The organism is Allobosea sp. Root483D1 (genome assembly GCF_001429505.1).
Lineage (GTDB): Bacteria > Pseudomonadota > Alphaproteobacteria > Rhizobiales > Beijerinckiaceae > Allobosea.
This window is the reverse complement of sequence record NZ_LMJW01000017.1, coordinates 88342-111208: the sequence shown is the minus strand read 5'-3', so window position 1 is coordinate 111208 and position 22867 is coordinate 88342. Positions and strand designations below refer to the sequence as shown.

The following is a 22867-nucleotide window of genomic DNA, read 5'->3' as shown; positions in this document are numbered from 1 at the left end:
TGCTTGCGGCTGGTTCGTTCCGTGCTCGCGCTACTGCGCCTTCTTGGCGTCGGCCGCCCGTTTCTGAACGTATTCGCTCTCGCCGAGATTGTACTTCTTCTCGCCCTCGACCATGAGCCCGCTCGCCTCCGCCTTGACGATGGCCGCGTCGACCGCCTTGAGGAAGCCGGGCTCGTTCTTGCGCACGCCGCCGGCGATCGGGACGTATTCGAAGGTCTGGAGCGCGATCTTGTACTTGTCCTTCCAGCCGTCTTCCGTGACCTTCATGTTCAGGTTCGGGCCGTCATAGGCGATGGCGTCGCAACGGCCGCCCTGGAAGGCGCTGAATATCTCGGCGGTGCCGGTGAACAGCACCAGCTCCGCGCCCATCTTCTCGCTCAGCGTGCGGTTGTAGAGATTGCCCTGGCTGCCGCAAATCTTCTTACCGCGGATGTCGTCCCAGCTCTTGTAGGTCGCTTCCTTCGGCGCGAGCAGCACGATGCCGGCCATGGAATAGTAGTGCTGCGTGAAATCGATGACCTTGCCGCGATCGGCATTGACGCCGAGCGTCGCGAAGATCACGTCGATGCGGCCGGCATTGAGGAACTCGATCCGGTTGGAGGCGACCACGGGAACGAACTCGATGGCCGTCTCGGAACCCAGGACATCCTTGGCGACGGCTCGCGCCAGGTCGACCTCGAAGCCGGTGTTCTGCCCCTTGGGGTCTAGGTAGCCGAAGGGCACGTAGTCGTTGCGGATGCCGACGATGAGCTTGCCGCGCTGCTTCACGCGGTCCAGCTGGTCGGCTTGCGCGGCACTGAGCGAGGCTGCGAGGCCGAGCCCGACGAACGAGGCGCCGGCGAGGTAGCGCGCGCTGCGAGCCGGGCCGGTTGCGGCGGACATCATGGCGCGCAGGCGCCGCTGAGCGGTTTCGATGAACATGGCGATCCCCGTTGTCCGGACGCTTTCCCGGAATGCCCCGCGGACATCCCAGCGCGTCCTTGAGGAGATGATCATCTTGTGGAATATAATTTTCCAATAGAAAATCATCGTCACAGAATAAATGAAACTTATGATGCCTGCATGAATGTCCGTCAGATCGAAGCCTTTCGTGCCGTCATGACGACAGGCAGCGTCACACGCGCCGGGGAGAGGCTGAGCATCTCGCAACCGGCCGTCAGCCAGCACATCGCCCAGTTCGAGCGTCAGTGCGGCTTTCGCCTGTTCGAGCGACAAGGCAGCAAGCTGGCGCCGACGCGGGAGGCACAGGCCCTGTTCGTCGAGGTGGAGCGCATGTTCGTCGGCGTCGGCCAGATCGCCCGGATCGCGACGGCGCTGCGCGATCAATCGTGGGGGGCACTCAGCATCGCCGCCTTTCCCGCGATCGCACGCCGCGTCATGCCTGATATCCTCTGGAGCTTCTGCAAGGACCGGCCCGACACGCGTTTCCGCATCGAGAGCATGCGTTCGCGCAGCCTCATCGACGCCGTCGCCGCGCAGCATGTCGATATCGGCTTCAGCTTCCTGCCGAGCGATCGGCCCGAGGTCGAAAGCACGCATCTCCACCGACTCCGCGGGTTATGCATTCTGCCCGCCCGCCATCGGTTGGCGACACGCCCATGCATCGACGCCCACGATCTGGCCGACGAGGAGTTCGTTTCGCTCGGGCCGCAAGACCATGCGCGTTTCGTCATCGACCGGATCTTCGACGAGCGGAAGATCCAGAGACGGATGCGCATCGAGGCCGGCCAGTCAGAGACGGCTTTCTCCTTTGTAGGCGCCGGTGCGGGGGTGGCGGTGGTCGATCCCATCAGCGCCTACAACAACACGAATCCCGATGTCGTCATCAGGCCGTTCCTGCCCGCGGTCGAATTCGACATCTGGCTGATCCGTCCGAGAGCGGCGCGCTCCTTCAACCTCGTCGAGGGCTTCCTCACCCATGCCCTAGCCGAACTCCAGCGCTTTGCCGACCATGTCTCGGGCGAGCCTAGCCCGGGCGCAGACGATCCGGGACATGTCGACGCGCCATGGGCATGAATATCCGCCAGATCGAAGCCTTCAAGGCGATCATGGAACTGGGCAGCTTCACCCGCGCCGGGGAAAGGCTCGGGCTGTCGCAGCCGGCGGTGAGCAAGCTCGTCCTGCTGCTCGAACGCAAATGCGGCTTCGGCCTCTTCCTGCGCCAGAGAAACGGCGTCATCCCGACGCCCGAAGCGCAGATGCTTTACGAGGAGGTCGAACGCGTCTTTCTCGGCGTCGATTCGATCCAGGCGCGGGCCAGGGCGATCCGGAGACTCGACCATGGCGAGATCAGGCTAGTGACCTTTCCGTCGCTTGCCACGCGCGTTCTGCCCCCGATCCTGGCCGAATTCCTGGAAGCGCGGCCGGGCCTGCGGATCGAGATGTCGAGCCGCAATTCCTGGCTTCTGGTGGAACGCCTCGCCACGCAAGGCGTCGATGTCGGCTTTGGGATGTTCGCATCTGACCGGCCGGGCGTGCGCTTCGAGAAGCTGTGCTCAATGCGCGCGGTCTGCGTGCTCCCGTCCGGCCACCCGCTGGCGGAGCGAGAGGTCGTCCATGCGGCCGATCTCGCCGGCGAACGCTTCGTCGGTATGGTCGAGGAGGATCGCGCGCAGCTGCAGGTGGACAAGGCCTTCGCCGCGAGCGGGGTCGAGCGCAACATCGTCCTCAAGGCGCAACTGACCGAGGCCAGCTGCTCCTTCGTTGCCAACGGCGTCGGTGTCTCGGTCGTCGATCCGCTGAGCACAGAGGGATTTCCAGCCTCGCAGCTCGTCATCCGGCCGTTCCGCCCCGTCGTGGACTACGACATCTGGGTCGTGCTGCCGGGCTTCCGAGAGGCTGCGATCGGGACGCGTGCACTGGTCGAGCATGTCCGGGCCGGCCTGACGCGCAAGCTCGCTGCCATGGCGACAGCGATCGGCGAACCTGCCGCTTAGGCGGGGTGGACAGACATAACCTTTGGCTATGGCTGAGGCCACAGAAGCGATTTGACCCTGGGCTCGCGCCGCAGACTCTATGCGGGAATGAATTTTTCTGTGTAGGGGAGGCACGAATGCCGCCAATCACTGTCCTGACTCCGACTGGAACGCTTGGTTATGGCTTCGGCGAGGAAGCGCTCGCGCGCGGCATGTCGCTGAACCCAGCCGTGATCGCCGTCGATGCCGGATCGACCGATCCGGGCCCGCACTATCTCGGCTCCGGCAAGCCACTGGTTTCGAATGTCAGCATCAAGCGCGAGCTAACCGCCCTGATCCGGGCCGGGCGCGCTGCCGGCATCCCCGTCATCGTCGGCAGCGTCGGCGGCGCGGGCTCCGGTGTTCAGGTCGACCGCACGGCGGCTCTCGTCCGCGAGATCGCGCGGGAGCACGGGTTGAAGCTCAAGCTTGCCACGATCCGCTCGGATATTCCGATCGAACGGGCCAAGCGCGCGGTCGCTGCGAACGAGGTCGTCGACTTCGAGGCGGGCTATCCCCTGACCCAGGACGCGCTCGACGAAACCGTCACGCTCGTCGCCCAGATGGGGCATGAGCCGATCTGCGAAGCGCTCGATGCCGGTGCCGACGTGATCATCGCCGGCCGCGCCTGCGATGACTCGGTCATCGCCGCCTATCCTATCTGGAAGGGCGCTGATCCGGCTCTCGCGATCCACATGGGCAAGATCCTTGAATGCGGCGCGTTCTCGGCCGAGCCCTTCGCGATGGATGTGATGCTCGGCACGATCGACGATGACGGCTTCACGCTGGAGCCCGGCAGCATCAAGCGGCGCGCGTCGGTTAAATCGGTTTCCGCCCACTCGCTCTACGAGCGCGAGAATCCGTTCAGACAAGGCGGGCCGGGTCATGAGATCGACCTCACCGGCTGCTCCTTCGAGCAGATCGGCGACAGGCAGGTCCGCGTGACCGGCGCGAAGCTGACGGAGACTGCGCACTATTACGTGAAACTGGAGGGCGCCCGGCTTGCTGGTTATCGCTCGATTGCGATTGCCGGCATCCGCTGCCCGACGACGATCGCCGCGCTCAACGGCATCTTGGAGCAGCTCAAGGCCAGGGCGCTCGAGTATTTCGTGCCCGATCCGATCTCGGTCCAGTTCCACGTCTATGGCCGCGACGGCGTGATGAAGGAGCTGGAGCAGGATCGCTCTCCTGCGCGCGAAGTCGGCCTTGTGATCGAGGTCACGGCCGCGGCGCAGGAACTGGCGCATGCCGCCTGCCACCAGATCAGCGGCGCAATGCTGCACCACCATTACGACGGTATCATCAACCCGTCCGGCAATCTCGCCTTTCCCTATTCACCCTCCGATCTCGATATCGGCCCCGTCTACGAATTTAGCGCCTACCACCTGATGAAGGTGGATTCGCCGACCGAGCTTTTTCCCGTCACGCTGGAGGACCTCTGAGATGACCGCCCGTCGACTCCGCGAGATCGCCGATATCGTCCGCAGCAAGAACGCTGGTCCCTACCGCATTACCTTCGACATCCTGTGCCGGGATAGGGCCAATTACGAACTGATCCGCGATTCAGGCGCGATCACGCCCGCAACCGTCGCCAGGGCTTACGGCCTGTCCGAGTCGGATATCTCATCGTTCTTCGCGATCGATCAGGCGAATGCCATCAAGGTGACGATCAGGCGACCGCGCGCTCAGGGGGCCTCGGGCGAGGGCGACATGTATGGCTGTCAACAGCACGTCCCGCTGATGAGCATGCTCGTCCCGACGCCTTAAAGGCGCGATCGCCTGATCATGAGCTGCGACGGCTTGGCGCTGTGAGCGGACTTTGAGCCGAAGCCCAGAAACAGACATCCCAGTAGGAGTTGGCCTACGTGCGGCGCGGTATCTCGTCTCCGCCCGGTCGCAGCAGATGCAGATTGTGATCAACCAGGCTTCGCCTCGGCACTTGCCTGTACGACGGTTACTGCGATGAGGTGGTAGACATCGTCAACGCTGCAGCCGCGGGAAAGGTCGTTGGCCGGCTTCGCCAGGCCCTGCAGGATCGGGCCGACGGCGCTCGCTCCACCAATCCTCTGGGCGATCTTGTAGCCGATATTGGCTGCTTCCAGACTGGGGAAGACGAAGACGTTGGCGGCGCCGTTCAGTGTGTAGTGCGGCGCCTTGGCCCGGCCGATGCTCTCGACGAAGGCGGCGTCGAACTGCAGCTCGCCCTCGATCGCGATCTGCGGCGCGGCCAGCCTCGCAAGGCGGGTCGCCTCGGCAACCTTTGTGACGCGTTGATGGGTCGCGCTGCCAGCGGTCGAGAAGGACAGCAGCGCAACCTTTGCAGCGCCTCCCGTCAGGCTCTCATAGGTGCGCGCCGAGGCAACGGCGATGTCGGCGAGCTCGGCTGCGTCGGGCTCGATCACGAGACCGCAGTCGGCGAAGATGAAGGCGCCCTTCTTCGCGTGATGCGGCTCGCAGAGCAGCATCAGGAAGAAGCTCGAGACGAGTGCCTGGCCGGGCGCCCGGCCGAAGACCTGCAGCGCCGTCCGGACCGTCTCGGCGGTGGTTCGGGCTGCGCCGCCGACGGTGCCGTCGGCGTCGCCGGCGCGCACCATCATCGCCGCGAAAATCAGCGGATCACGCATCGCGACCATGGCCTGCTCGAGCGTCGTCCCCTTAGCCCGGCGCAACGCTGCATAGCTTTCGGCATAGGCGGCGGTCCGGCTCGATCGGGCGGGATCCTCAATGCGCAACCGGCCGGGCCCGCATGCCCGGCTTGTCAGAGCCCCTGCGATCTCCTCCTCGTCGCCGACCAGGGTGATCTCGGCCAGCCCGTCGCGCATGGCGCGCAGCGCTCCGGCGACCACGCGCGCGTCGGCGCCGTCCGAGAGGGCGATACGGCGCGGTTTGGCACGGGCCGCCGCGACCAGGCGATCAAGCGGCTTCACCGGACACCTGCGATGAACAGCGTCGCCGCGACGAGCACACCCGGGGCGAACGCGGCGAATGGTCCGGTGATCGCGCGCAGGCGGTCCGGCGCGACGGGCGCATCTGTCATGTCGGCGTCCAGCGGGAAGCGGCCCGGCGCAAGCCCGGGCCAGGTGCTGATCGTGAGGGCTCAGGCCACGGCTTGCCGGCGCATGTCCCCTGGATCGATGCCGGCGACCATGACCGGCTTCTTCATCGCATCGCGGCGGAAGGGCTCGCCGAGTTCCTGATTGAGGATGACCTCGATGAAGGTGGTGACGCCGTCCTTCTGCCCGGCGCAAGCCGTCGACAGCGCCTCGGTCAGTTGCTCCTGCGTCCTTACCGTCACGCCCTTGAGCCCGCACCCTTCCGCGACGCGCGCATAGCTGAGATGAGGATCGAGCTCGGTGCCGACGAAGTTGTCGTCATACCAGAGCGTCGAGTTGCGCTTCTCGGCGCCCCACTGGTAGTTGCGGAAGATCACCATGGTCACGGCCGGCCACTCGCTACGGCCGATCGAGGACATCTCGCTCATCGAGATGCCGAAGGCGCCATCGCCAGCAAAGCCGACGACCGGGACATCGGGACAGCCGATCTTGGCGCCGATGATCGAGGGAAAACCATAGCCGCACGGGCCGAACAGGCCGGGTGCGAGGTATTTGCGCCCCGCCTCGAAGGACGGGTAGGCGTTACCGATCGCACAGTTGTTGCCGATGTCGGAGGAGATGATCGCCTCTTTCGGCAGCGCCGCCGGGATGGCGCGCCAAGCCTGGCGCGGCGACATCCGCTCCGGATCGCGCCGGCGGGCCCGCTCGTTCCAGCTGGTGCCGGGATCGTCGTCCTCATGGTCCATGCTCGACAGTTGCTGGAGCCAGGCCGATTTCGTCGTATGGATCAGCGCCTTGCGCTCGGTCCGACCCTGATCGCCGGCGGACGGCGAGAGCTGCGCGAGAATCTGGCGCGCAACCTGGCCCGCATCGCCGCAAATGCCGACGCTGACGCGCTTGGTCAGCCCGATCCGGTCGGGATTGATGTCGACCTGGATGATCTTCGCGGTCTTCGGCCAGTAGTCGATGCCGTAGCCCGGCAGTGTCGAGAACGGGTTGAGGCGCGTGCCGAGCGCCAGCACGACATCGGCCTTGGCGATCAGCTCCATCGCCGCCTTCGAGCCATTGTAGCCGAGCGGGCCACAGGCCAGCCGATGGCTGCCGGGGAAGCTGTCATTGTGCTGGTAGTTCGAGCAGACCGGCGCATCGAGGCGCTCGGCCAACGCAGCACAGTCCGGGATCGCGTTGCCGATGACCACGCCTGCACCGGAGAGGATCACCGGGAAACTTGCCTCGGACAAAAGCCGTGCCGCCTCGGCGATCGCCTTCGCGCCGCCGGCCGGCCGCTCGAACTCGATGATCGCGGGCAGGTCGATGTCGATGACATGCGTCCAGAAATCGCGTGGCACGTTGATCTGTGCCGGCGCCGAGAGGCGCTTGGCCTTGGTGATCACGCGGTTCAGCACCTCCGCCATGCGGGTGGGATCGCGCACCTCCTCCTGGTAGCAGACCATGTCGCGGAACAGCGCCATCTGCTCGACTTCCTGGAAGCCGCCTTGCCCGATCGTCTTGTTCGCCGCCTGCGGCGTCACGACCAGCATCGGCGTATGGTTCCAGTAGGCCGTCTTCACCGCCGTCACGAAGCCGGTGATGCCCGGGCCGTTCTGCGCGATCGCCATCGCGATCTTGCCGGTGGCGCGCGTATAGCCGTCGCAGATCAGCCCGCCATTGGTCTCGTGAGCCACGTCCCAGAACGTGATCCCGGCCTTCGGAAACAGGTCCGAGATCGGCATGAAGGCCGAGCCGATGATGCCGAAGGCATGCTCGATGCCGTGCATCTGGAGAACCTTCACGAACGCTTCTTCAGTCGTCATTTTCATGGGCGTCTCCCCTTGCGAACTATCCGATGCCAGCCTTGTCTCGCCGGCATGCCTGCTCATCCCAGCGTGATCGCGAAGCGGTGCTCCGGTTCGTCGGGTTTCCTGCGGCGATAAGCCGTGACCTCGAACTCGACCTTGAGCTCCAGCTTGCCAAGCGGCGTGCAGAGCGTGGTGTTGGCCGGATCGATTCCCTTGAAGGTCTCGCCGATGATCCTGTTGACTATCTCCTTGTCCTGACGGTCAGGCACGAAGATCCGAATGCGCACGACGTCGCGCAGGCTGGCCCCGACCGAGGCCAGCGCTCCCTCGATGTTCTTGAGCGCCTGCCTGGCCTGGCCGGCGACGTCTTCGGGCAATTCACGCGTGACGTAGTTTCGTCCCGCGGTGTTGGAGACGTAGATCGTGTCGCCGGCCACAACGAGCCTGGAATAGCTCGACGTCTCTTCCGTGAGATTGCCGGACTTGACCTTGATGATTTCGGGCATTGCGGTCGCTCCCTCCGCCGTTCACCGGCGTGCACGCAGGACGTCGTCGATGGCGCTGTCGAGCTTGTCGACGATCTCGTCGAGATGGCTCTCCTCGACGATGTAAGGCGGCGCCAGCATGACGTGGTCGCCGAGCCTGCCATCCACGAGCCCGCCCATCGGGTAGCAGACCAGTCCCTTGGCCAGAGCCGTCTTCTTGAGTTGTGCAGCGAAGCCGGGCTCCGCGAACGGCGCTTTGCTCGCACGATCGGCGACGAATTCCACCGCCAGGAACAGGCCTCGTCCGCGAATGTCGCCGACATAGTCGCGCGCGCCGAAGCGGTCTTCGAGCAGCTGCTTCAACTGCCGGCCGCGCTCGCCAACCCGGGCGAGCAAGCCCTCGTCCCTGATCGCGGTCTGGACCGCCAGCGCGGCGGCGCAGGCCGTGGGATGTCCGGTATAGGTATGGCCATGCTGGAAGAAGCCGGTGCCCTCGACGATCGCATCGAAGACCCGTGCGGACGCGATCACCGCCCCGATCGGCTGATAGCCGGCGCCGAGGCCTTTCGCAATGCAGACCAGATCGGGACAGACGCCTTCCTGCTCATAGGCAAAGAGCGAACCGGTCCGTCCCATGCCGCACATCACCTCGTCGAGGATCAGCAGCACGCCGTACTTGTCGCAGATCCGGCGGATCTCCCGCAGATAGCCCTTCACCGGCGGCACCGCGCCGAGCGTCGCGCCCCCCACGGTCTCCGCCAGGAAACACATCACATTCTCCGGCCCCGCCTCGAGGATCGCTGTCTCGAGCTCGCCGGCGGCACGCAGGCCGTACTCCTCTTCCGTCTCGTCCTGCCCGCGCTCCCGGTATTCGTAGCAGGGCGCGATATGGCTGACGTCGACGAGGATCGGCTCGAACATCTTGCGCCGCCAGAGATTGCCGCCGGCTGCCAGCGCACCCAAGGTGTTGCCGTGATAGCTCTGCCGGCGTGCGATGATGCGCGAGCGCGAGAGCTCGCCCTTCTCGACATAGTACTGGCGCGCCAGCTTCAGCGCGGCCTCGACCGCCTCCGAGCCCCCCGACAGGTAATAGACATGGTTGAGATCTCCCGGAGCGGCCTGAGACAGGAAGGCGGCCAGGGTCTCCGCCGCCTCGCTGGTGAAGAAGCTCGTATGCGCGAAGGCGAGCTGAGCGACGGCATCCTGCACCGCCTTGATGGTCGGCTGATGGCTGTGGCCGAGGCAGCTGACCGCGGCGCCGCCGGATGCGTCGAGATAGCGGTTGCCCAGATCGTCGATGATGTAGGGCCCTTCTCCCGAGACAGCGCGCGGCATGTCGGCTTTCGGGAACCGGTGGAACACGCTGGTTCTGTTGGACGTCGCGCTCATGAAGGGCTCGCTGAAGATTGAGACCGAGGCGGGCGCGCGCTCCACACACGCCGGCATCATCCGATGCCGCTGCAAATAGCATCGTCACAAGAATGATGCAACAAATGATTTATGAATTGACAGAATGAACCAAATGTATGATCGTCGCGTCATCGAGAACAAAACCGATGGTCGACGTCATGAGCGCCCAGCCTGAAACCTCCATGCTATCGTCATCACAGGAATTCGCTGGCGGCGTCGGCGTGGTCACCGGAGCTGCCGGCGGACTGGGGCGCATCGTATCCCGCCTGCTCGTCGAAAGAGGCGCCGCGATCTATCTCGTCGATCTCGACCGGCGCGGCGTCGAGACGCTGGCCGAGGAGCTCCGCTCCCGCGGCGGAAAGGCTCATGCCGCCCCCGTCGACGTCGCGAGCGAGGAAGAGCTGAGCGAGCTGCGGTCGCGCATCGTGAGCGAGCAGCAGGGCCGGCTCGACTTCGTCATCAACAATGCCGGCGGCTGGCGTTACGGCCGGGCGCACGAAATCACCATGACGGATTGGGACTGGACCTTCCGGACCAACGTCACCGGCACGTTCCTGGTGTCGCGGATGCTGATGGACCTGATGGTCGAGCGCCACTACGGGCGTATCGTCAACGTCGCCTCGGCCGACGCCTATCGTGGCAAGCCGAACCTGCCGCACTACGCAGCGGCGAAGGCGGCCGTGGTCAGCTTGACCAAGTCGCTCGCGCTGGAGCTCGCCCCGTCGCAGGTGCTGGTCAATGCGGTCAGCCCGGGCGCGATCGCGACCGATGCCAACCTGAGCCAGGAATGGTTCGCCGAACGGGTCGCCTCGACGCCGCTCGGGCGCGGGGGCGCGCCGGAAGACATTGCGGAGGTGATCCTGTTCCTCGCCTCGAACCGCAATCGCTACATGGTCGGAGAAACCGTGATGGTGAACGGCGGTGCCTTGCTGCGCTGACGATCTATTTTTTTAGCCAGCAAAAGACTGGCAACAACTCCAACCGAAGTTGAAGAAGAGGGGAACTCAACGATGGAACATCGCAATTCGCAGCTCAACCGCCGTCGCTTTCTCGCTGCCGCCGGTGCCGGAACGCTCGGCCTGGCTACCGGCCTGCCCGAAATGGCTCAGGCCCAGCCCAGCCGCATGGTCATGGCGACGGGCGGCGGCGCCATCGAGGACGCCTACCGCAAGACCGTCTTCGCGCCTTGGAAGGAAAAGACCGGGATCGACATCATCACCACTGGCAATGAAGGCGCGCGCCTGAAGGCCATGGTCGAGCAGGGCAAGACTGAGTGGGACGTCCTCCAAGGCGCTGCCGAAGAGGTCATCGTCTACGCCCGGCAGGGTCTGCTGGAAAAGCTCGACACCTCCAAGCTCGACAAGACGCAGATGTTTCCGGGTTCGGTCCACGAGCATTTCCTGCTGACCGACTTCGCCGCCTACTGCATCGCCTGGAACAAGGAGAACGTGAAGACCAACCCGCCAAAGGACTGGAAGGAGCTATGGGCCATCAAAGGCCGCATCGGCTTGTGGAAGCGTCCATTCCAGACACTTGAAGTCGCCCTTCTGGCCGATGGCGTCGCGTTGAAAGACCTCTACCCGCTCGACGTGGAGCGAGCCCTGAAGAGCCTCGACAAGATCAAGTCCAAGATCGTCTGGTGGGCGCGCGGCGCGCAGGGTGCGCAGCTCCTGCTCGACGGCGAGGTCGAGGCCGGCGCGATCTGGAACGGCCGCGTCCATGCGCCGAAGCTCGCCGGGGCGCCGGTCGACTTCACCCTCAACCAGTCGATCCTCGTCAGCGACGCCTGGGCGATTCCCAAGGGCGCTCCGAACATCGCCAAGGCGCAGGAACTGGTCGCGCTCGGCTCCACGGCCGCGGCCCAGGCCGCATTCGCCAAGCAGCTGCCCTACGGCCCGGCCAACAAGGCGGCCCTCACTTTGCTCGGCGACGACATCAAGGTCAGCCTGCCCCAACCCGGCGACAACAACCGCCTTCTCGACATCGAGTACTGGGCGGCCAACGGCGCGGCGGTGAACGAGCGCTTCAACAAGTGGCTGCTCGCCTGAGGCCGGTTCGCCGGGGTGACCACGAGGCACGCACGATGGCGCAGATGAACCCAAGACAAGACGGGGCTCGCAAGAGCTCGTCCTGGAGCGCGGCAGACTTCAATCGTCTGCTCGCGATCCCTCCGGGCGCGGTGCTGGCGCTGTTCTTCCTAGTGCCGATCTTCGGCGTCATCTGGCGGAGCTTTTCCGATCCGGCGATCGGCCTGCTGAACTATCGCCGGCTCTTCACCGACGGCCCCTATCTCCAGTCGCTCTGGCTGACGATCACGACGGCGCTGATGGTCACGGTGCTGTGCCTGGTGACGGCCTATCCGGTCGCCTATGTGATGGCGCGCGCCCGCACGTCGATCCAGCAATTGATCGGCGCGCTCGTGGTCATCCCGCTCTGGACCAGCGTCGTCATCAGGTCCTACGCCTGGATGGTGGTGTTCCAGCGTCGCGGTATCCTCAACCAGGCGCTTACCTCGACCGGCCTGGTCGACACGCCGGTCAACTTCATCCCCGGCAGCATCGCCGTCTATGTCGGCATGGTCCACATCATGCTGCCCTTCATGATCCTGCCGCTCGTGGCCAACATGCGCTCGATCGACGGTCGTCTGCTCGCAGCAGCCGGCGTCCTCGGCGCCACCCCGGCGCAGGCATTCCTGCGGATCTTCCTGCCGCTGTCCCTGCCGGGCGTGCTGGCCGGCTCGGCCCTCGTCTTCATGATGTCGCTCGGCTTCTACATCACTCCGGCTTTGCTCGGCGGACCACGCCATATGATGGCGGCGGTGCTGATCGAGGAGCAGGCGAACCGTCAGCTCGACTGGGGCCTGGCTTCGGCGCTGGCCACGGTGCTGCTGGTCCTGACCGTCGCAGTCTATTCGGTCTATGTGCGCCTCTCCAACCGCGTCGAGGGAGGGCTCGCCCATGGCCGCTAGCTCGATATTGCCCTGGCGCTATCGCATCGGCGGGCTCGCCCTCACCGCGGTGGTGACGCTGATCCTCGTCTATCTCATCCTGCCGCAGTTCATCGTCCTGCCGCTGTCGTTCAGCGACAAGAGCTACCTTTCCTTCCCGCCCACGGGCTGGTCGTCGCAGTGGTACGTCAAGATCGCCGAGAACCTGTCCTGGGCGGAAGCGACGGCGAATTCCCTGATCATCGGCATCCCGGCCGCGTTGCTGTCGATGATCTTCGGCACGCTCGCCGCGCTGTCGCTGAAGCGCGGGGCCTGGAAAGGCGCCGGCGTCATGTCCGCGGCCGTCGTCGCGCCGACCATGCTGCCGCACGTCATCCTCGCGATCGGGCTCTACCCGATGATGATCAAGTTCGGCCTGCTCGGCACGCACCTGGCGGCGATCATCGGGCATACCATCATCGGCATCCCGCTGGTCTTCATTACCGTGACCGCCGTGCTGGCCAGCCAGAACGGAGCGCTCGAGCTCGCCGCGATGACCCTCGGAGCCACGCCCTGGCAGACCTTCTGGCGCGTGACGTTCCCGATGATCCGTATCGGAGTCTTCATCGGCGGCATCCTCGCCTTCGCCGCATCGTTCGACGAACTGATGCTGTCGCTGTTCCTGACTGGCGCCGGCACGCGGACGCTGCCGAAGCTGATCTGGGAACAGCTCAACGAATTCCTCACCCCGACGATCGCAGCAGTCGCGACGCTGATCTTTGCCTTCACGCTCGTCCTGCTCGTCATCGCCTCCTTCCTCCAGGCCGTCGGCTCTCGCAATCAGGTTACGGCCAATGGCTAAGCACGGCGCCCACATCTCCCTGATCGATGTCGAGAAGGTCTACGGAGCCGTCACCGCGCTCCATCCCACCAATCTCGACATCCTGCCCGGCGAGTTCTTTTCGATCATCGGCCCGAGCGGCTCGGGCAAGACCACGCTGCTCGGCGCAATCGCCGGCTTCACGCCACCGTCGAACGGGCGGATCGAGGTCGACAAGATCGATATCGCCGGCCTGCCGCCCTATCGGCGCAACATCGGCATGGTGTTCCAGAACTACGCACTGTTTCCGCATCTGAGCGTCTTCGAGAACATCGCCTTTCCGCTGAAGCTGCGGAAGCTGCCGAAAAAGGTCATAGCCGAGCGCGTCGCGGCGATGCTCGCCACCGTCCGGCTGACGCAGATGGCGGATCGCAAGCCGAGCCAGCTATCCGGCGGCCAGCAGCAACGCGTCGCTCTGGCGCGAGCGGCTGTCTACGACCCACGCATGCTGCTGATGGACGAGCCGCTGGGCGCGCTCGACAAGAACCTGCGCGAGGAAATGCAGAACGAGATCAAGGCTTTCCATCGCAAGATCTCGGCGACCGTCCTCTACGTCACGCATGATCAGGACGAGGCGACCGCGATGTCGGACCGCATCGCCATCATGAATGCGGGTCGTGTCGCGCAATGCGGCGCTCCGCGCGAGCTGTACGAGCACCCCTGCAGCGCCTTCGTCGCAAGTTTCCTGGGCGGAGCCAATCTGTTCAAGGTCACGGCGGTCGAGGATCGCGGCTCGGGCGCCGTGACCTGCCGCACCGCGGACAACCACGTCTACAACGCTGTCGGAACCTCGCTCAGCGTCACACCGGACAAGCCTCATGTCCTGTGCGTTCGTCCCGAAGCGGTCGACATCGCTGACAACGACAACGTCTCGGCAGACGGCTTCAACCGGGCCAAGGGCTCGGTGGTCGACGCCGTCTATACCGCCGGAACCTTCCGCTACCAGGTCGATATCGGTGCCTCGGAGCCGGTTTCCGTACGCCGCGCCGCGACGCACCGCACGGTGATGTTCCAGCCGGGCCAGGAGGTCCTCGTCTCCTGGCCGGCCAGCTCCACCCTTCTCATCCCGGAGACATGAGCCATGACTGAACTTGCAGGAAAGGTCGCCTTCATCACCGGCGCCGGCGATGGCATGGGCCGCGCCCATGCTCTGCTGATGGCCGAGAGAGGGGCCGACATCGCGATCATCGATCTGCGGGGCGAGTTTGCGGAGGAGACCGGCCGACTGGTGCGCGCGGCTGGGCGCAAGGCCTTCGTCGCCGAAGTCGACATGGCCGATATCGCCGCGGTTCAGCAATCGGTGAGCGACGCGACGAGCGCCCTCGGGCCGATCGACATCCTCGTCAACAACGCCGGCTACGGCCAGCGCAAGCTCATCGAGGAGATCACCGAGGAAGATTTCGACCGCATGTACGACGTCCACGTCCGCGGCTCGTTCTTCTGCGCACAGGCCGTCATCCCGGCGATGAAGGAGAAGCGCTACGGCAAGATCGTCAACATCTCCTCGATGTGGGGGATGAACGGTGCGCCCGTCGCGTCCCATTACTGCTCGGCCAAGACCGCGCTGCTCGGCTTCACCAAGGCCTGGGCGCACGAGCTCGCGCCCTGGAACATCCACGTCAACGCCGTCGCGCCCGGCGGTGTCCGCTCGGGCGGGCCGATGAAGCTCGACGACAACGACGTGCTGCGTGCCAAGGAGGCCAAGGTACCCCTCAAGCGCTACTGCCAGCCAATCGAAATGGCATACGCCGTCGCATTTCTCGCCTCGCCCCAGGCCGACTTCATCACCGGCCAGGTTCTCAGCCCCAACGGCGGCGAAGTCATCGTCGGATATTGAGGAACGAAATCATGACATCTGGACATGACAACGCCCGTTTCGAAGGCAAGATCGCCTGGATCACCGGCTCCGGGCGCGGCATGGGCAAGGCCCACGCCCTGCTGATGGCGGAGCGCGGCGCCGACATCGTCGTGCATGACGTGCTCGAGGCAGAGGCGGCGGAAGTCGCCGCCGAAATCCGCAAGCTCGGCCGGCGCGCGCTCGTCGCCAATGACGACATCGTCAGCCCCGCGGCGATGAAGGCGCTCGCTGCCCGCATCGAGAAGGAGCTCGGCCCGGTCGACATCCTCGTGAACAATGCCGGCATCGGCGATCACAAGAAGATCGAGGAGATCACGCCAGAAGCCTATCAGAGGATGTTCGACATCCACGTGAAGGGCACCTTCTTCTGCACCCAGAGCGTCGTGCCCGCGATGAAGCAGCGCGGCTACGGCCGCATCGTGAACATCTCCTCGATCTGGGGCATGACCGGCACGAACACGGCCTCGCATTACTGTGGCGCGAAGGCCGCGGTTCTCGGGCTCACCAAGGCCTGGGCCAAGGAACTCGCGCCCTGGAAGATCATGGTCAACGCCGTCTGCCCCGGTGGCGTGATCACTGAGATGCCGATCCGCGTGCAGGGCTGGGACAAGATCCGCGAGAAGGAAAAGAAGGTTCCGATCGGTCGCTGGGCTCAACCCGAGGAGATCTCCTACTCCGTCGCGTTCCTCGCTTCCGACGAGGCCGCCTTCATCACCGGGCAGGCAATCAGCCCCAATGGCGGCGAAACCATCGTCGGCTTCTGAGATCACGGAGGAAGATCATGAACTTTGGTTTGTTCTGCCTGTCGACCCAGCGCGACAGGAACAAGACAGCCGGCGAAGTCTACCGCGAGACCGCAGATCATGTCCGCGTGGCCGAGCAAGCGGGGATCGAAATCGCCTGGTTCGCCGAGCACCACTTCTCGAACTACTGCCTTTGCCCCTCCCCCCTGACCATGGCCGCCTACATGGCCGGACGGACCAGAACGATCAAGCTCGGCCCTGCCGTGATCGTCGCGCCGCTCTACGAGCCGATCCGGATGGCCGAGGATATCGGCATGATCGACCAGCTCAGCGAGGGGCGGCTCGTGCTCGGCTTCGGCACCGGCTACCAGGAGTACGAGTTCCACAAGTTCGGCCGCAATGTGAAGGAAGCGCGCGGCAAGCTGCTGGACACGCTCGACTTTGTCGACGCCTATCTCAGGCGCGACGTCGTGTCCTTCCAGGGCGCTGATTTCAGCTTCCCGGAGACCACGTTCTCGGTGCGCCCGCGCCAAAGCGCGATCCCCGTCTACCTCGCCGGCATGGCGGGCGACCTCGACGCTCAGCGACGCACTTTCGAGCGCGGCTACACGCCGTTCTTCACCACCGGCTGGAACACTGTCGAGACCGTTCGCAAGACGCGCGAATGCCTGGAGAAAACCTATGCCGAAGCCGGCGGCGATCCCCGGACCATGCCCTTCGCGATCCAGCGCTATGTCTTCGTCACCGACGACAAATCCGCAGCTCTTCGTGCCGCCGACGGGGCCCGCTATGTCCGGCGCATCGCAATGGCGATGCGCGGCAAATATGGCGAGCTCGACGGCGCTTTCCTCAAGGAAGTGCCGGCTGCGGACGAGCCATCGCTCGAGGAGATCGCGGCGCGGCTGCCGATCGGCGATCCCGACACCGTTGCCGAGCGGCTCGCCGCCGACATCGAGGCGGTCAACCCGACGCATGTCAGCATGTTCATGGGCATCCCCGGCGTTCCACAGCAGGAGACGCTGAAGTCGATCGAGCGCTTCGGCGCCGAGGTTATGCCCCGTCTCACCAAGCGTTTCGGTGACCTGAACCGTCTCGGCGGAGCCGGCTGGCCGACATTGAAGGTGGCCTGACACGGGCCGCCGCACCTGCAGCTCTCACAGCGATGGGGCGATCATGACGATCCTCATACCGAAGCGGCCTCTCATCCTCGGCGTCGGTGGAACGGCGCGCAACGGCTCCTCGACAGAGCGAGTCCTGCGCGCCTGCCTCGACTTTGCTGTGCAGGACGGGGCCGAGGTCGAGGTCTTCACGGGGGAGGAGCTTCTCCTTCCCATCTACGCTCCCGGTTCGATGGAGCGGGATGCGAACGCGCGCCGGGTCGTCGATCTCTTCCGCCGGATGGATGGCATCGTGGTTGCCAGCCCTGCCTATCACGGCTCGATCTCGGGGCTGGTCAAGAACGTCCTCGACTATACCGAGGATCTGCGCAGCGATGAGCGCGTCTATTTCGACAACTGCGCCGTCGGCTGCATCTGCTGTGCCGGCGGCTGGCAGGCCGGCGGGCAGACGCTCGCGGCGATGCGGGCGATGGCGCATGCGTTGCGCGGCTGGCCGACGCCCTTCGGCGCGATGGTCAACACCTCGCTTCCGATCTTCGACGAGAGGGGCCGTCTGACCGACGAGTCGGTGACGAACCAGTTGCGGATGGTCGGCGAACAGGTCGTGCAGTTCGCGAAGATGCGAATGGCGATGGTCGCAGCTCAAGGCGTCACCGCAGGAGCGGCCTAGAACGCTGCTTCGGCCCCGAAAGGCCCAGCCGCCGTTCGTTTGAGCGCCAGCGTTCGTAGTTGTGGCCAAGTTCGGGTATTGAACAGGACGGGTCGAATCGCGTGCGTCCGGCTCCCCGGTGCAACGACAGGGTCGGGCGTTCTGCGGTCGCAATCACGGAGTCTGCCCTTGCCCGACAGTCATGTGTTGCGAGAGTTGAAAGAGAAGTTTCCAACGTTCAGCCCTCAGCTGCGCAAGGCGTCACGCTTCATCATCGACAATCCCAACGAAGTCGCGATGCATTCGATGCGCGCCCTGGCAGGACAGGCCGGCGTGCAGCCGAGCGTGATGATCCGCTTGGCAAAGGCGATCGGCTTCGAGAGCTACGAACCGTTTCGCGAGCATTTCCGCAGCTGGATGAGCAAAGGCACGAACAGCTGGGAGCTGCGCGTCCGCAAGCTGACGAACGAGGCGAAATCGGAACAGTCGTTTTTTGAGAATGCAATTCAAAGCGAAGTTGGCAATATTACTGCTATTTTAAGCGAAGAAAATATCCCGCAATTAAAGAAAGCCGTAGAATTAATTAATGAATCCAGGAGAATTTACGTCCTTGGATTGAGAAGTATGTTCTCTGCAAGTTTTTATTTTAGTTACCTAATGCGCCTGTTCAGCAGTAAGACCATTTTGATAACAGGCCTCGGCGGCGCGACTGCAGATGTTCTTCGTGATATAACAGAAAAAGATACCCTTCTGATATTCAGCCTCCAACCTTATACCCGCGATGCAGTCACCGCGGCTCAATTCGCGCGAGGCCGAAACGCAGGCATTATCGCGATAACCGACAGCAAAGTGTCACCGGTGGCGTCCGAGCATGGTCCGAACATCATTGTCACCAACTCGACCGATGCTCTGCTCCCGTCCATCATCCCTGTGACCGCGGTCGCGCACCTGTTAGCTACGATGGTCCTAGTGGCCAATGAGGGCGATGAGGCGCTGGTTCATATCAAGAGAAGCATGGCCCAGCTCGACCATTTCGACGTCTATCTGCCCTGAAGCGAATGGGGCGTGGGAACTTCGCACATGGAACGTTGAAAGTTGGCAGAGCGAAGTCCTTTTGCCCTTGAACAATCCGGTGCCTGCAAGCGGACCTTCTGAGAGTCCAGAATGGGCCAAGTCATGACTTAGCTTGCGGCTCGAACACGATTCAAAACGCCGCATAAGCAAGACTGGAGTTGGCCTCTTGCTGACATCTAGAGTGTCTGCTTCCGGGCAGTTGAGGCCCGCGATCGGGCTGCCGATGCTGTCCTTATCTGCCGTTCGGAATGACGGTTTATGGCCGACGCCGGGATCCAAATCCAGCCGCAGCCTGCGCCGTGCCAACATCTCCAAACCCCGCCCGCCAGGGCGCGGAAGGAGGCGAGCTGGGTTGGCCGGCGGCGCGGAGGCGAGCGATGGCAAAAAATCCGTGAAGGCTCTGATCACGGGCCACATGTACCGCAATGATGGATAGGCCAGGAAAGCTTCTGCCGACTTGATGCTGTAGCCCGGCAGCAAGCGAACCAGACGCCCTGCGACGGAGGCGGACCTCAGCCACGGCCGCCCGACACCCGATAGGGCTCGTCATCAGGGCCCTCCCGCTGACAGCCTCGCCCCATCGCCAATAGACAAGTTTATTGCCGAATCGTTAGTCGCGATAGCTTACTCAGGGTCATCCGCATCAATGCGAACCATGGGGCTGACTATCTCTATGCTTGCCGACCTGACTGTCCCGACGCCGAGCCCGTCGCCCCTTCGCGGCGCTTTGACGCGCTCCACCGCTCTCGTCGCGGTCTCCTCTCTCGTCATGATGCTGGCGGCGGGGCCCGGCTGGGCCGGCGGTGGCGCTGGTGGGATCGGTGGTGCGGGCGGCACGGACTCTCTTACCAGCGCCGGCGGAGCTGGCCGTGACAATAATAGTGGCCAAGGTGGTGGTGGTGGTGGCGGTGGGGCCGGCCTTACGACCGGTGGCTCAGGCGGCAGTTCGGCCTTCGGCGGCGCTGGTGGCGGCGGCGGCACCCATGGGTATCTTGGCCCCGGCCTGGTAAGCTCAAGCTGGGGCGTCCACGGCGGGCAAGGTCAGGCTTCGCCCTGGGCCTACGGCGGTGGTGGCGGCGGCGGCGCGGGCGGCACGGCCGCAATCGTCACCGGCAGCGGAACGTGGACCCAATCCAACACCGGCACTCTCAAAGGCGGCGATGGCGGTGCCGGAGGTTCGGCTACGAATGGGTACGGCGGCGCTGGAGGCAGCGGCGGTGCCGGGCTTTACTTCACATCCACCGGCGCCAAAACCATTTTCATTGGCGCCTTTGCCGAGGTGACCGGAGGCAATGGCGGACGGGGCGGCCTTGGGGGAACGGCTAATGGCTCGCACGGCGTAGGCGGCGGCGCCATCGTCGGCAGCAATCTGTCCATCATCCTTGGCTCCAATTCCAATGTCAGTGGCGGCCTCAATGGTTCCGGCACCGTGCGCGCCAACGCCATCACCTTCACCGGCGGCACAAACGCTCTGACCCTGAACAGCTCAACGACGTTGAGAGGCGATATCGAAGTCGCCGGCTCGCTTGTCCTCGACAGCCCCACTGATGTCACCCTATCCAATGTCATCAAGGGCTCAGCCAGTGTCTCCAAGATCGGCACGTCCGTACTCACGCTGACCGGCGCCAACACCTATACCGGCGGCACGATGGTCGAGGCCGGCACGTTGCGATGGGACAGATTTAGTCGCGGCCCCGTCCAATCCACGGCCTATACGGTGAACGGCGGCACGCTCGATCTCGGCAGCCATGACCTGACAGCCTCCTCGTTCTCCGGCACGGGGGGCACTGTCGCCCTGGGCAGCGGCAGGCTGACCGTCGACCAGTCGATCAACACCAGCTACGCGGGCGTCATCTCAGGCACCGGTGACCTGATGAAGACCGGCAGCGGCACGCTGACGCTTTCGGGCGCCCACACCTACTCGGGCGTAACCGCGGTCTACGGCGGCAGGCTGGAGGTAAACGGCTCGCTCGCCAATGCGGTGATCGTGTCAGGCGGGGAGCTTGGAGGCACCGGCACGGTCGGCCAGACCATCATCAGCGGCGGCACGCTCGCGCCCGGCAACCCGATCGGCACGCTTAACGTCAACGGGGTCCTGAGGCTCGACTCGCGCTCGACCTATGCGGTGGAAGTCTCGTCATCTGACGCAAGCCGGGTCAATGTTTCCGCCTCGGCCCATCTCGACGGCGGCAAGGTAAGCGCGCGCTTCGCTCCCGGCACCTATGTCTCGAAGCAGTACACCATCCTCCAGTCGAGCGGCGGTATCTATGGCCAATTCGTCAGCGAGACTGACACTAACCTGCCCGCCGGCTTCAAGGCAGCCCTGAGCTATGGCTTTCATGACGTCTATCTCAATCTGACGTTGGCCATGGCACCACCTCCCGGCACCAGCTTCAGTTCCAACCAAAGTGGCGTTGCCAACGCAGTCGCGAGCTATTTTGACAGCAACGGCAGTATCCCGCTGGAACTCGGCGGACTGACGCCTGCCGGTCTGACGCACGCGGCAGGCGAGCCGGCGACCGGAACGCAGATTGCCACGAGCGGCGCCATGACCCAGTTCATGGGCACGCTGGTCGATGCGTCGCCGGAAGGCCGCGGCGTCTCGATCGCGCCCGCGCCCGGCAGCTTCGCCTCCTATGCCGCCTATGGCTCCGGCAAGGCCGCCTCAAGCAAGGCCGTCGACCTGCCAACGCGCAAGCTCGCGCTGACCGCCGATCCCGATGCCTGGCGCTGGAGCGTCTGGGGCAGCGGCTTCGGCGCCGCCCAGTTCACCGGCGCCGATGCCAGCGCCGGCACTGCCGCCAACACCAACCGCGTCTATGGCGCCGCCGTCGGTGCCGACTACAGGCTGACGCCCTCGACCGTCGCTGGCTTCGCGCTGGCCGGCGGCGCCACCAGCTTCAACACCTATGGGCTCGGCTCCGGCAAATCCGACCTTTTCCAGGCCGGCCTTTTCCTGCGCCAGCATTTCGGGCAGGGCTATCTCTCGGCTGCTCTGGCCTATGGCTGGCAGGACGTCACTACCGATCGCAGCGTCGGCGGGGATCGTCTCGAGGCCAAGTTCGACGTCAACAGCTGGTCGGGCCGGCTCGAGGCCGGACATCGCTTCGCGCTCGGCCCCACGGCGCTGACCCCTTACGCCGCGGCGCAGTTCACCATGATCGCGCTGCCGAACTATGCCGAGACGGCGCCGGCCGGCACCAGCCTCTTCGCGCTGTCCTACGCGTCCCGCGACGTCACCTCGACGCGCAGCGAGCTCGGCCTGCGGGCGGATGCCAGCTTCAGCCTCGTCGGGCTACCGTTGGCGCTGCGCGGCGCGCTCGCCTGGGTCCACAACTTCGACACCGCCACCACCGCCATCGCCAGCTTCCAATCGCTGCCCGGCGCGACCTTCCTGGTCAGCGGCGCGGCGCTCGACCGCAACGCCCTGCGCACCAGCGCCACCGCCGAGCTCGACCTCAGGAACGGCCTCTCCATCGCCGCCACCTTCGACGGCGAGTTCGGCGAGAACAGCAGGAGCCTCGGCGGCAAGGGCGCGATCCGATACAGGTGGTAAGCGGGGCCGCAGGACCAAATCGGAAAGCGGAAATTCCAACCCGCCAGGGACGGGACGCCGGCCGTCATGCACGGCGCTCCGCAGGTCTGCTTTTCGGCAATGATCCAGCGTCTGCAAGTGGCGCACCGCGGCGATATGGCGTCGTCGCGATGTGCGTCATAGAGGCGATCAGCGCCGGCGAACCGACCCCGGGAAATCGGCCGAGGACCGAACNNNNGAGCGACGCAGTTATCGTTGGAGATTTGATCTTCCTCGCGGGCCATGTCGCCGAGCAGACGCGCGGACAATCCGTCAAGGTGCAGACCGAGGAAGTTCTGCTCAGCCTCGATGAGACGCTGGCCCAGGCCGGCGTCTCCAAGAAT

20 protein-coding genes are annotated in these 22867 nt (G+C 64.7%); 15 read left to right on the top strand and 5 right to left on the bottom strand.

Annotated features, from left to right (window positions below):
• Positions 1–30: 30 nt before the first annotated feature.
• The gene (locus tag ASE66_RS15065) at positions 31–921 is read right to left on the bottom strand and encodes a transporter substrate-binding domain-containing protein (RefSeq protein WP_244494931.1); all 891 of its coding nucleotides are present in this window, start codon (positions 919–921) and stop codon (positions 31–33) included.
• A 141-nt stretch (positions 922–1062) separates the two neighbouring features.
• On the opposite strand from ASE66_RS15065, the gene ASE66_RS15060 reads away from it, so the two are divergent.
• From ASE66_RS15060 to ASE66_RS15045, 4 genes are all read left to right on the top strand, one after another.
• Positions 1063–2016: a LysR substrate-binding domain-containing protein gene (locus ASE66_RS15060; protein ID WP_082613475.1), complete on the top strand. Its 954-nt coding sequence runs from the start codon at positions 1063–1065 to the stop codon at positions 2014–2016.
• Complete coding sequence (locus ASE66_RS15055) at positions 2007–2936, top strand: LysR substrate-binding domain-containing protein (RefSeq protein ID WP_057190516.1); 930 nt, start codon at positions 2007–2009, stop codon at positions 2934–2936. The genes ASE66_RS15060 and ASE66_RS15055 overlap by 10 nt, the downstream gene beginning before the upstream one ends.
• 116 nt (positions 2937–3052) lie before the next feature.
• Positions 3053–4396 (top strand): acyclic terpene utilization AtuA family protein, encoded by a 1344-nt coding sequence (locus ASE66_RS15050; RefSeq protein ID WP_057190515.1) that lies wholly within the window; start codon positions 3053–3055, stop codon positions 4394–4396.
• A 1-nt stretch (position 4397) separates the two neighbouring features.
• Positions 4398–4721: a DUF4387 domain-containing protein gene (locus tag ASE66_RS15045; RefSeq protein ID WP_057190514.1), complete on the top strand. Its 324-nt coding sequence runs from the start codon at positions 4398–4400 to the stop codon at positions 4719–4721.
• 149 nt (positions 4722–4870) lie between these two features.
• On the opposite strand, the gene pta is transcribed toward ASE66_RS15045, so the two are convergent.
• The 4 genes from pta to ASE66_RS15025 all read right to left on the bottom strand — a co-directional run bounded on the left by pta (position 4871) and on the right by ASE66_RS15025 (position 9680).
• On the bottom strand, positions 4871–5881 hold the full coding sequence (gene pta / locus ASE66_RS15040; RefSeq protein WP_057190513.1) for a phosphate acetyltransferase: 1011 nt from the start codon (positions 5879–5881) through the stop codon (positions 4871–4873).
• A 170-nt stretch (positions 5882–6051) separates the two neighbouring features.
• Positions 6052–7827, bottom strand: a complete 1776-nt coding sequence (xsc, locus tag ASE66_RS15035) for a sulfoacetaldehyde acetyltransferase (protein ID WP_057190512.1) — start codon at positions 7825–7827, stop codon at positions 6052–6054.
• A 56-nt stretch (positions 7828–7883) separates the two neighbouring features.
• Positions 7884–8312 (bottom strand): RidA family protein, encoded by a 429-nt coding sequence (locus tag ASE66_RS15030; RefSeq protein WP_057190511.1) that lies wholly within the window; start codon positions 8310–8312, stop codon positions 7884–7886.
• A gap of 21 nt (positions 8313–8333) precedes the next feature.
• Positions 8334–9680 carry an aspartate aminotransferase family protein gene (locus tag ASE66_RS15025; protein WP_057190568.1) on the bottom strand — a complete coding sequence of 449 codons (1347 nt, stop codon included), beginning with the start codon at positions 9678–9680 and terminating at the stop codon, positions 8334–8336.
• 203 nt (positions 9681–9883) lie between these two features.
• On the opposite strand from ASE66_RS15025, the gene ASE66_RS15020 reads away from it, so the two are divergent.
• The 11 genes from ASE66_RS15020 (at position 9884) to ASE66_RS14970 (ending at position 22505) form a co-directional block, all read left to right on the top strand.
• Positions 9884–10639 (top strand): SDR family NAD(P)-dependent oxidoreductase, encoded by a 756-nt coding sequence (locus ASE66_RS15020; protein WP_162262492.1) that lies wholly within the window; start codon positions 9884–9886, stop codon positions 10637–10639.
• 72 nt (positions 10640–10711) lie between these two features.
• On the top strand, positions 10712–11749 hold the full coding sequence (locus tag ASE66_RS15015; RefSeq protein WP_057190509.1) for an extracellular solute-binding protein: 1038 nt from the start codon (positions 10712–10714) through the stop codon (positions 11747–11749).
• 44 nt (positions 11750–11793) lie between these two features.
• On the top strand, positions 11794–12669 hold the full coding sequence (locus tag ASE66_RS15010; RefSeq protein WP_162262491.1) for an ABC transporter permease: 876 nt from the start codon (positions 11794–11796) through the stop codon (positions 12667–12669).
• On the top strand, positions 12659–13489 hold the full coding sequence (locus ASE66_RS15005; RefSeq protein ID WP_057190507.1) for an ABC transporter permease: 831 nt from the start codon (positions 12659–12661) through the stop codon (positions 13487–13489). Before ASE66_RS15010 ends, ASE66_RS15005 begins: the two co-directional genes overlap by 11 nt.
• Positions 13482–14585: an ABC transporter ATP-binding protein gene (locus tag ASE66_RS15000; protein WP_057190506.1), complete on the top strand. Its 1104-nt coding sequence runs from the start codon at positions 13482–13484 to the stop codon at positions 14583–14585. The genes ASE66_RS15005 and ASE66_RS15000 overlap by 8 nt, the downstream gene beginning before the upstream one ends.
• A 3-nt stretch (positions 14586–14588) precedes the next feature.
• Entirely contained in the window at positions 14589–15344 is a 756-nt protein-coding gene (locus ASE66_RS14995) for an SDR family NAD(P)-dependent oxidoreductase (protein ID WP_057190505.1), read from the top strand.
• An 11-nt stretch (positions 15345–15355) separates the two neighbouring features.
• Entirely contained in the window at positions 15356–16129 is a 774-nt protein-coding gene (locus ASE66_RS14990; protein WP_057190504.1) for an SDR family NAD(P)-dependent oxidoreductase, read from the top strand.
• 17 nt (positions 16130–16146) lie between these two features.
• Positions 16147–17238: an LLM class flavin-dependent oxidoreductase gene (locus ASE66_RS14985; protein ID WP_057190503.1), complete on the top strand. Its 1092-nt coding sequence runs from the start codon at positions 16147–16149 to the stop codon at positions 17236–17238.
• A 43-nt stretch (positions 17239–17281) separates the two neighbouring features.
• Positions 17282–17896, top strand: coding sequence for an NADPH-dependent FMN reductase (locus ASE66_RS14980; RefSeq protein WP_057190502.1), 615 nt, complete (start codon positions 17282–17284; stop codon positions 17894–17896).
• Between the two features lie 168 nt (positions 17897–18064).
• The gene (locus ASE66_RS14975) at positions 18065–18928 is read left to right on the top strand and encodes a MurR/RpiR family transcriptional regulator (protein WP_057190501.1); all 864 of its coding nucleotides are present in this window, start codon (positions 18065–18067) and stop codon (positions 18926–18928) included.
• Positions 18929–19676: 748 nt separating this feature from the next.
• Positions 19677–22505: an autotransporter domain-containing protein gene (locus tag ASE66_RS14970; protein WP_156412167.1), complete on the top strand. Its 2829-nt coding sequence runs from the start codon at positions 19677–19679 to the stop codon at positions 22503–22505.
• Positions 22506–22867 lie beyond the last annotated feature (362 nt).

Coding starts and splice junctions, on each gene's coding strand:
- ASE66_RS15065 (WP_244494931.1), bottom strand. CDS start 921: ATGTTCATCGAAACCGCTCAGCGGCGCCTGCGCGCCATGATGTCCGCC.
- ASE66_RS15060 (WP_082613475.1), top strand. CDS start 1,063: ATGAATGTCCGTCAGATCGAAGCCTTTCGTGCCGTCATGACGACAGGC.
- ASE66_RS15055 (WP_057190516.1), top strand. CDS start 2,007: ATGGGCATGAATATCCGCCAGATCGAAGCCTTCAAGGCGATCATGGAA.
- ASE66_RS15050 (WP_057190515.1), top strand. CDS start 3,053: ATGCCGCCAATCACTGTCCTGACTCCGACTGGAACGCTTGGTTATGGC.
- ASE66_RS15045 (WP_057190514.1), top strand. CDS start 4,398: ATGACCGCCCGTCGACTCCGCGAGATCGCCGATATCGTCCGCAGCAAG.
- xsc (WP_057190512.1), bottom strand. CDS start 7,827: ATGAAAATGACGACTGAAGAAGCGTTCGTGAAGGTTCTCCAGATGCAC.
- ASE66_RS15030 (WP_057190511.1), bottom strand. CDS start 8,312: ATGCCCGAAATCATCAAGGTCAAGTCCGGCAATCTCACGGAAGAGACG.
- ASE66_RS15025 (WP_057190568.1), bottom strand. CDS start 9,680: ATGAGCGCGACGTCCAACAGAACCAGCGTGTTCCACCGGTTCCCGAAA.
- ASE66_RS15020 (WP_162262492.1), top strand. CDS start 9,884: ATGCTATCGTCATCACAGGAATTCGCTGGCGGCGTCGGCGTGGTCACC.
- ASE66_RS15015 (WP_057190509.1), top strand. CDS start 10,712: ATGGAACATCGCAATTCGCAGCTCAACCGCCGTCGCTTTCTCGCTGCC.
- ASE66_RS15010 (WP_162262491.1), top strand. CDS start 11,794: ATGAACCCAAGACAAGACGGGGCTCGCAAGAGCTCGTCCTGGAGCGCG.
- ASE66_RS15005 (WP_057190507.1), top strand. CDS start 12,659: ATGGCCGCTAGCTCGATATTGCCCTGGCGCTATCGCATCGGCGGGCTC.
- ASE66_RS15000 (WP_057190506.1), top strand. CDS start 13,482: ATGGCTAAGCACGGCGCCCACATCTCCCTGATCGATGTCGAGAAGGTC.
- ASE66_RS14995 (WP_057190505.1), top strand. CDS start 14,589: ATGACTGAACTTGCAGGAAAGGTCGCCTTCATCACCGGCGCCGGCGAT.
- ASE66_RS14990 (WP_057190504.1), top strand. CDS start 15,356: ATGACATCTGGACATGACAACGCCCGTTTCGAAGGCAAGATCGCCTGG.
- ASE66_RS14985 (WP_057190503.1), top strand. CDS start 16,147: ATGAACTTTGGTTTGTTCTGCCTGTCGACCCAGCGCGACAGGAACAAG.
- ASE66_RS14980 (WP_057190502.1), top strand. CDS start 17,282: ATGACGATCCTCATACCGAAGCGGCCTCTCATCCTCGGCGTCGGTGGA.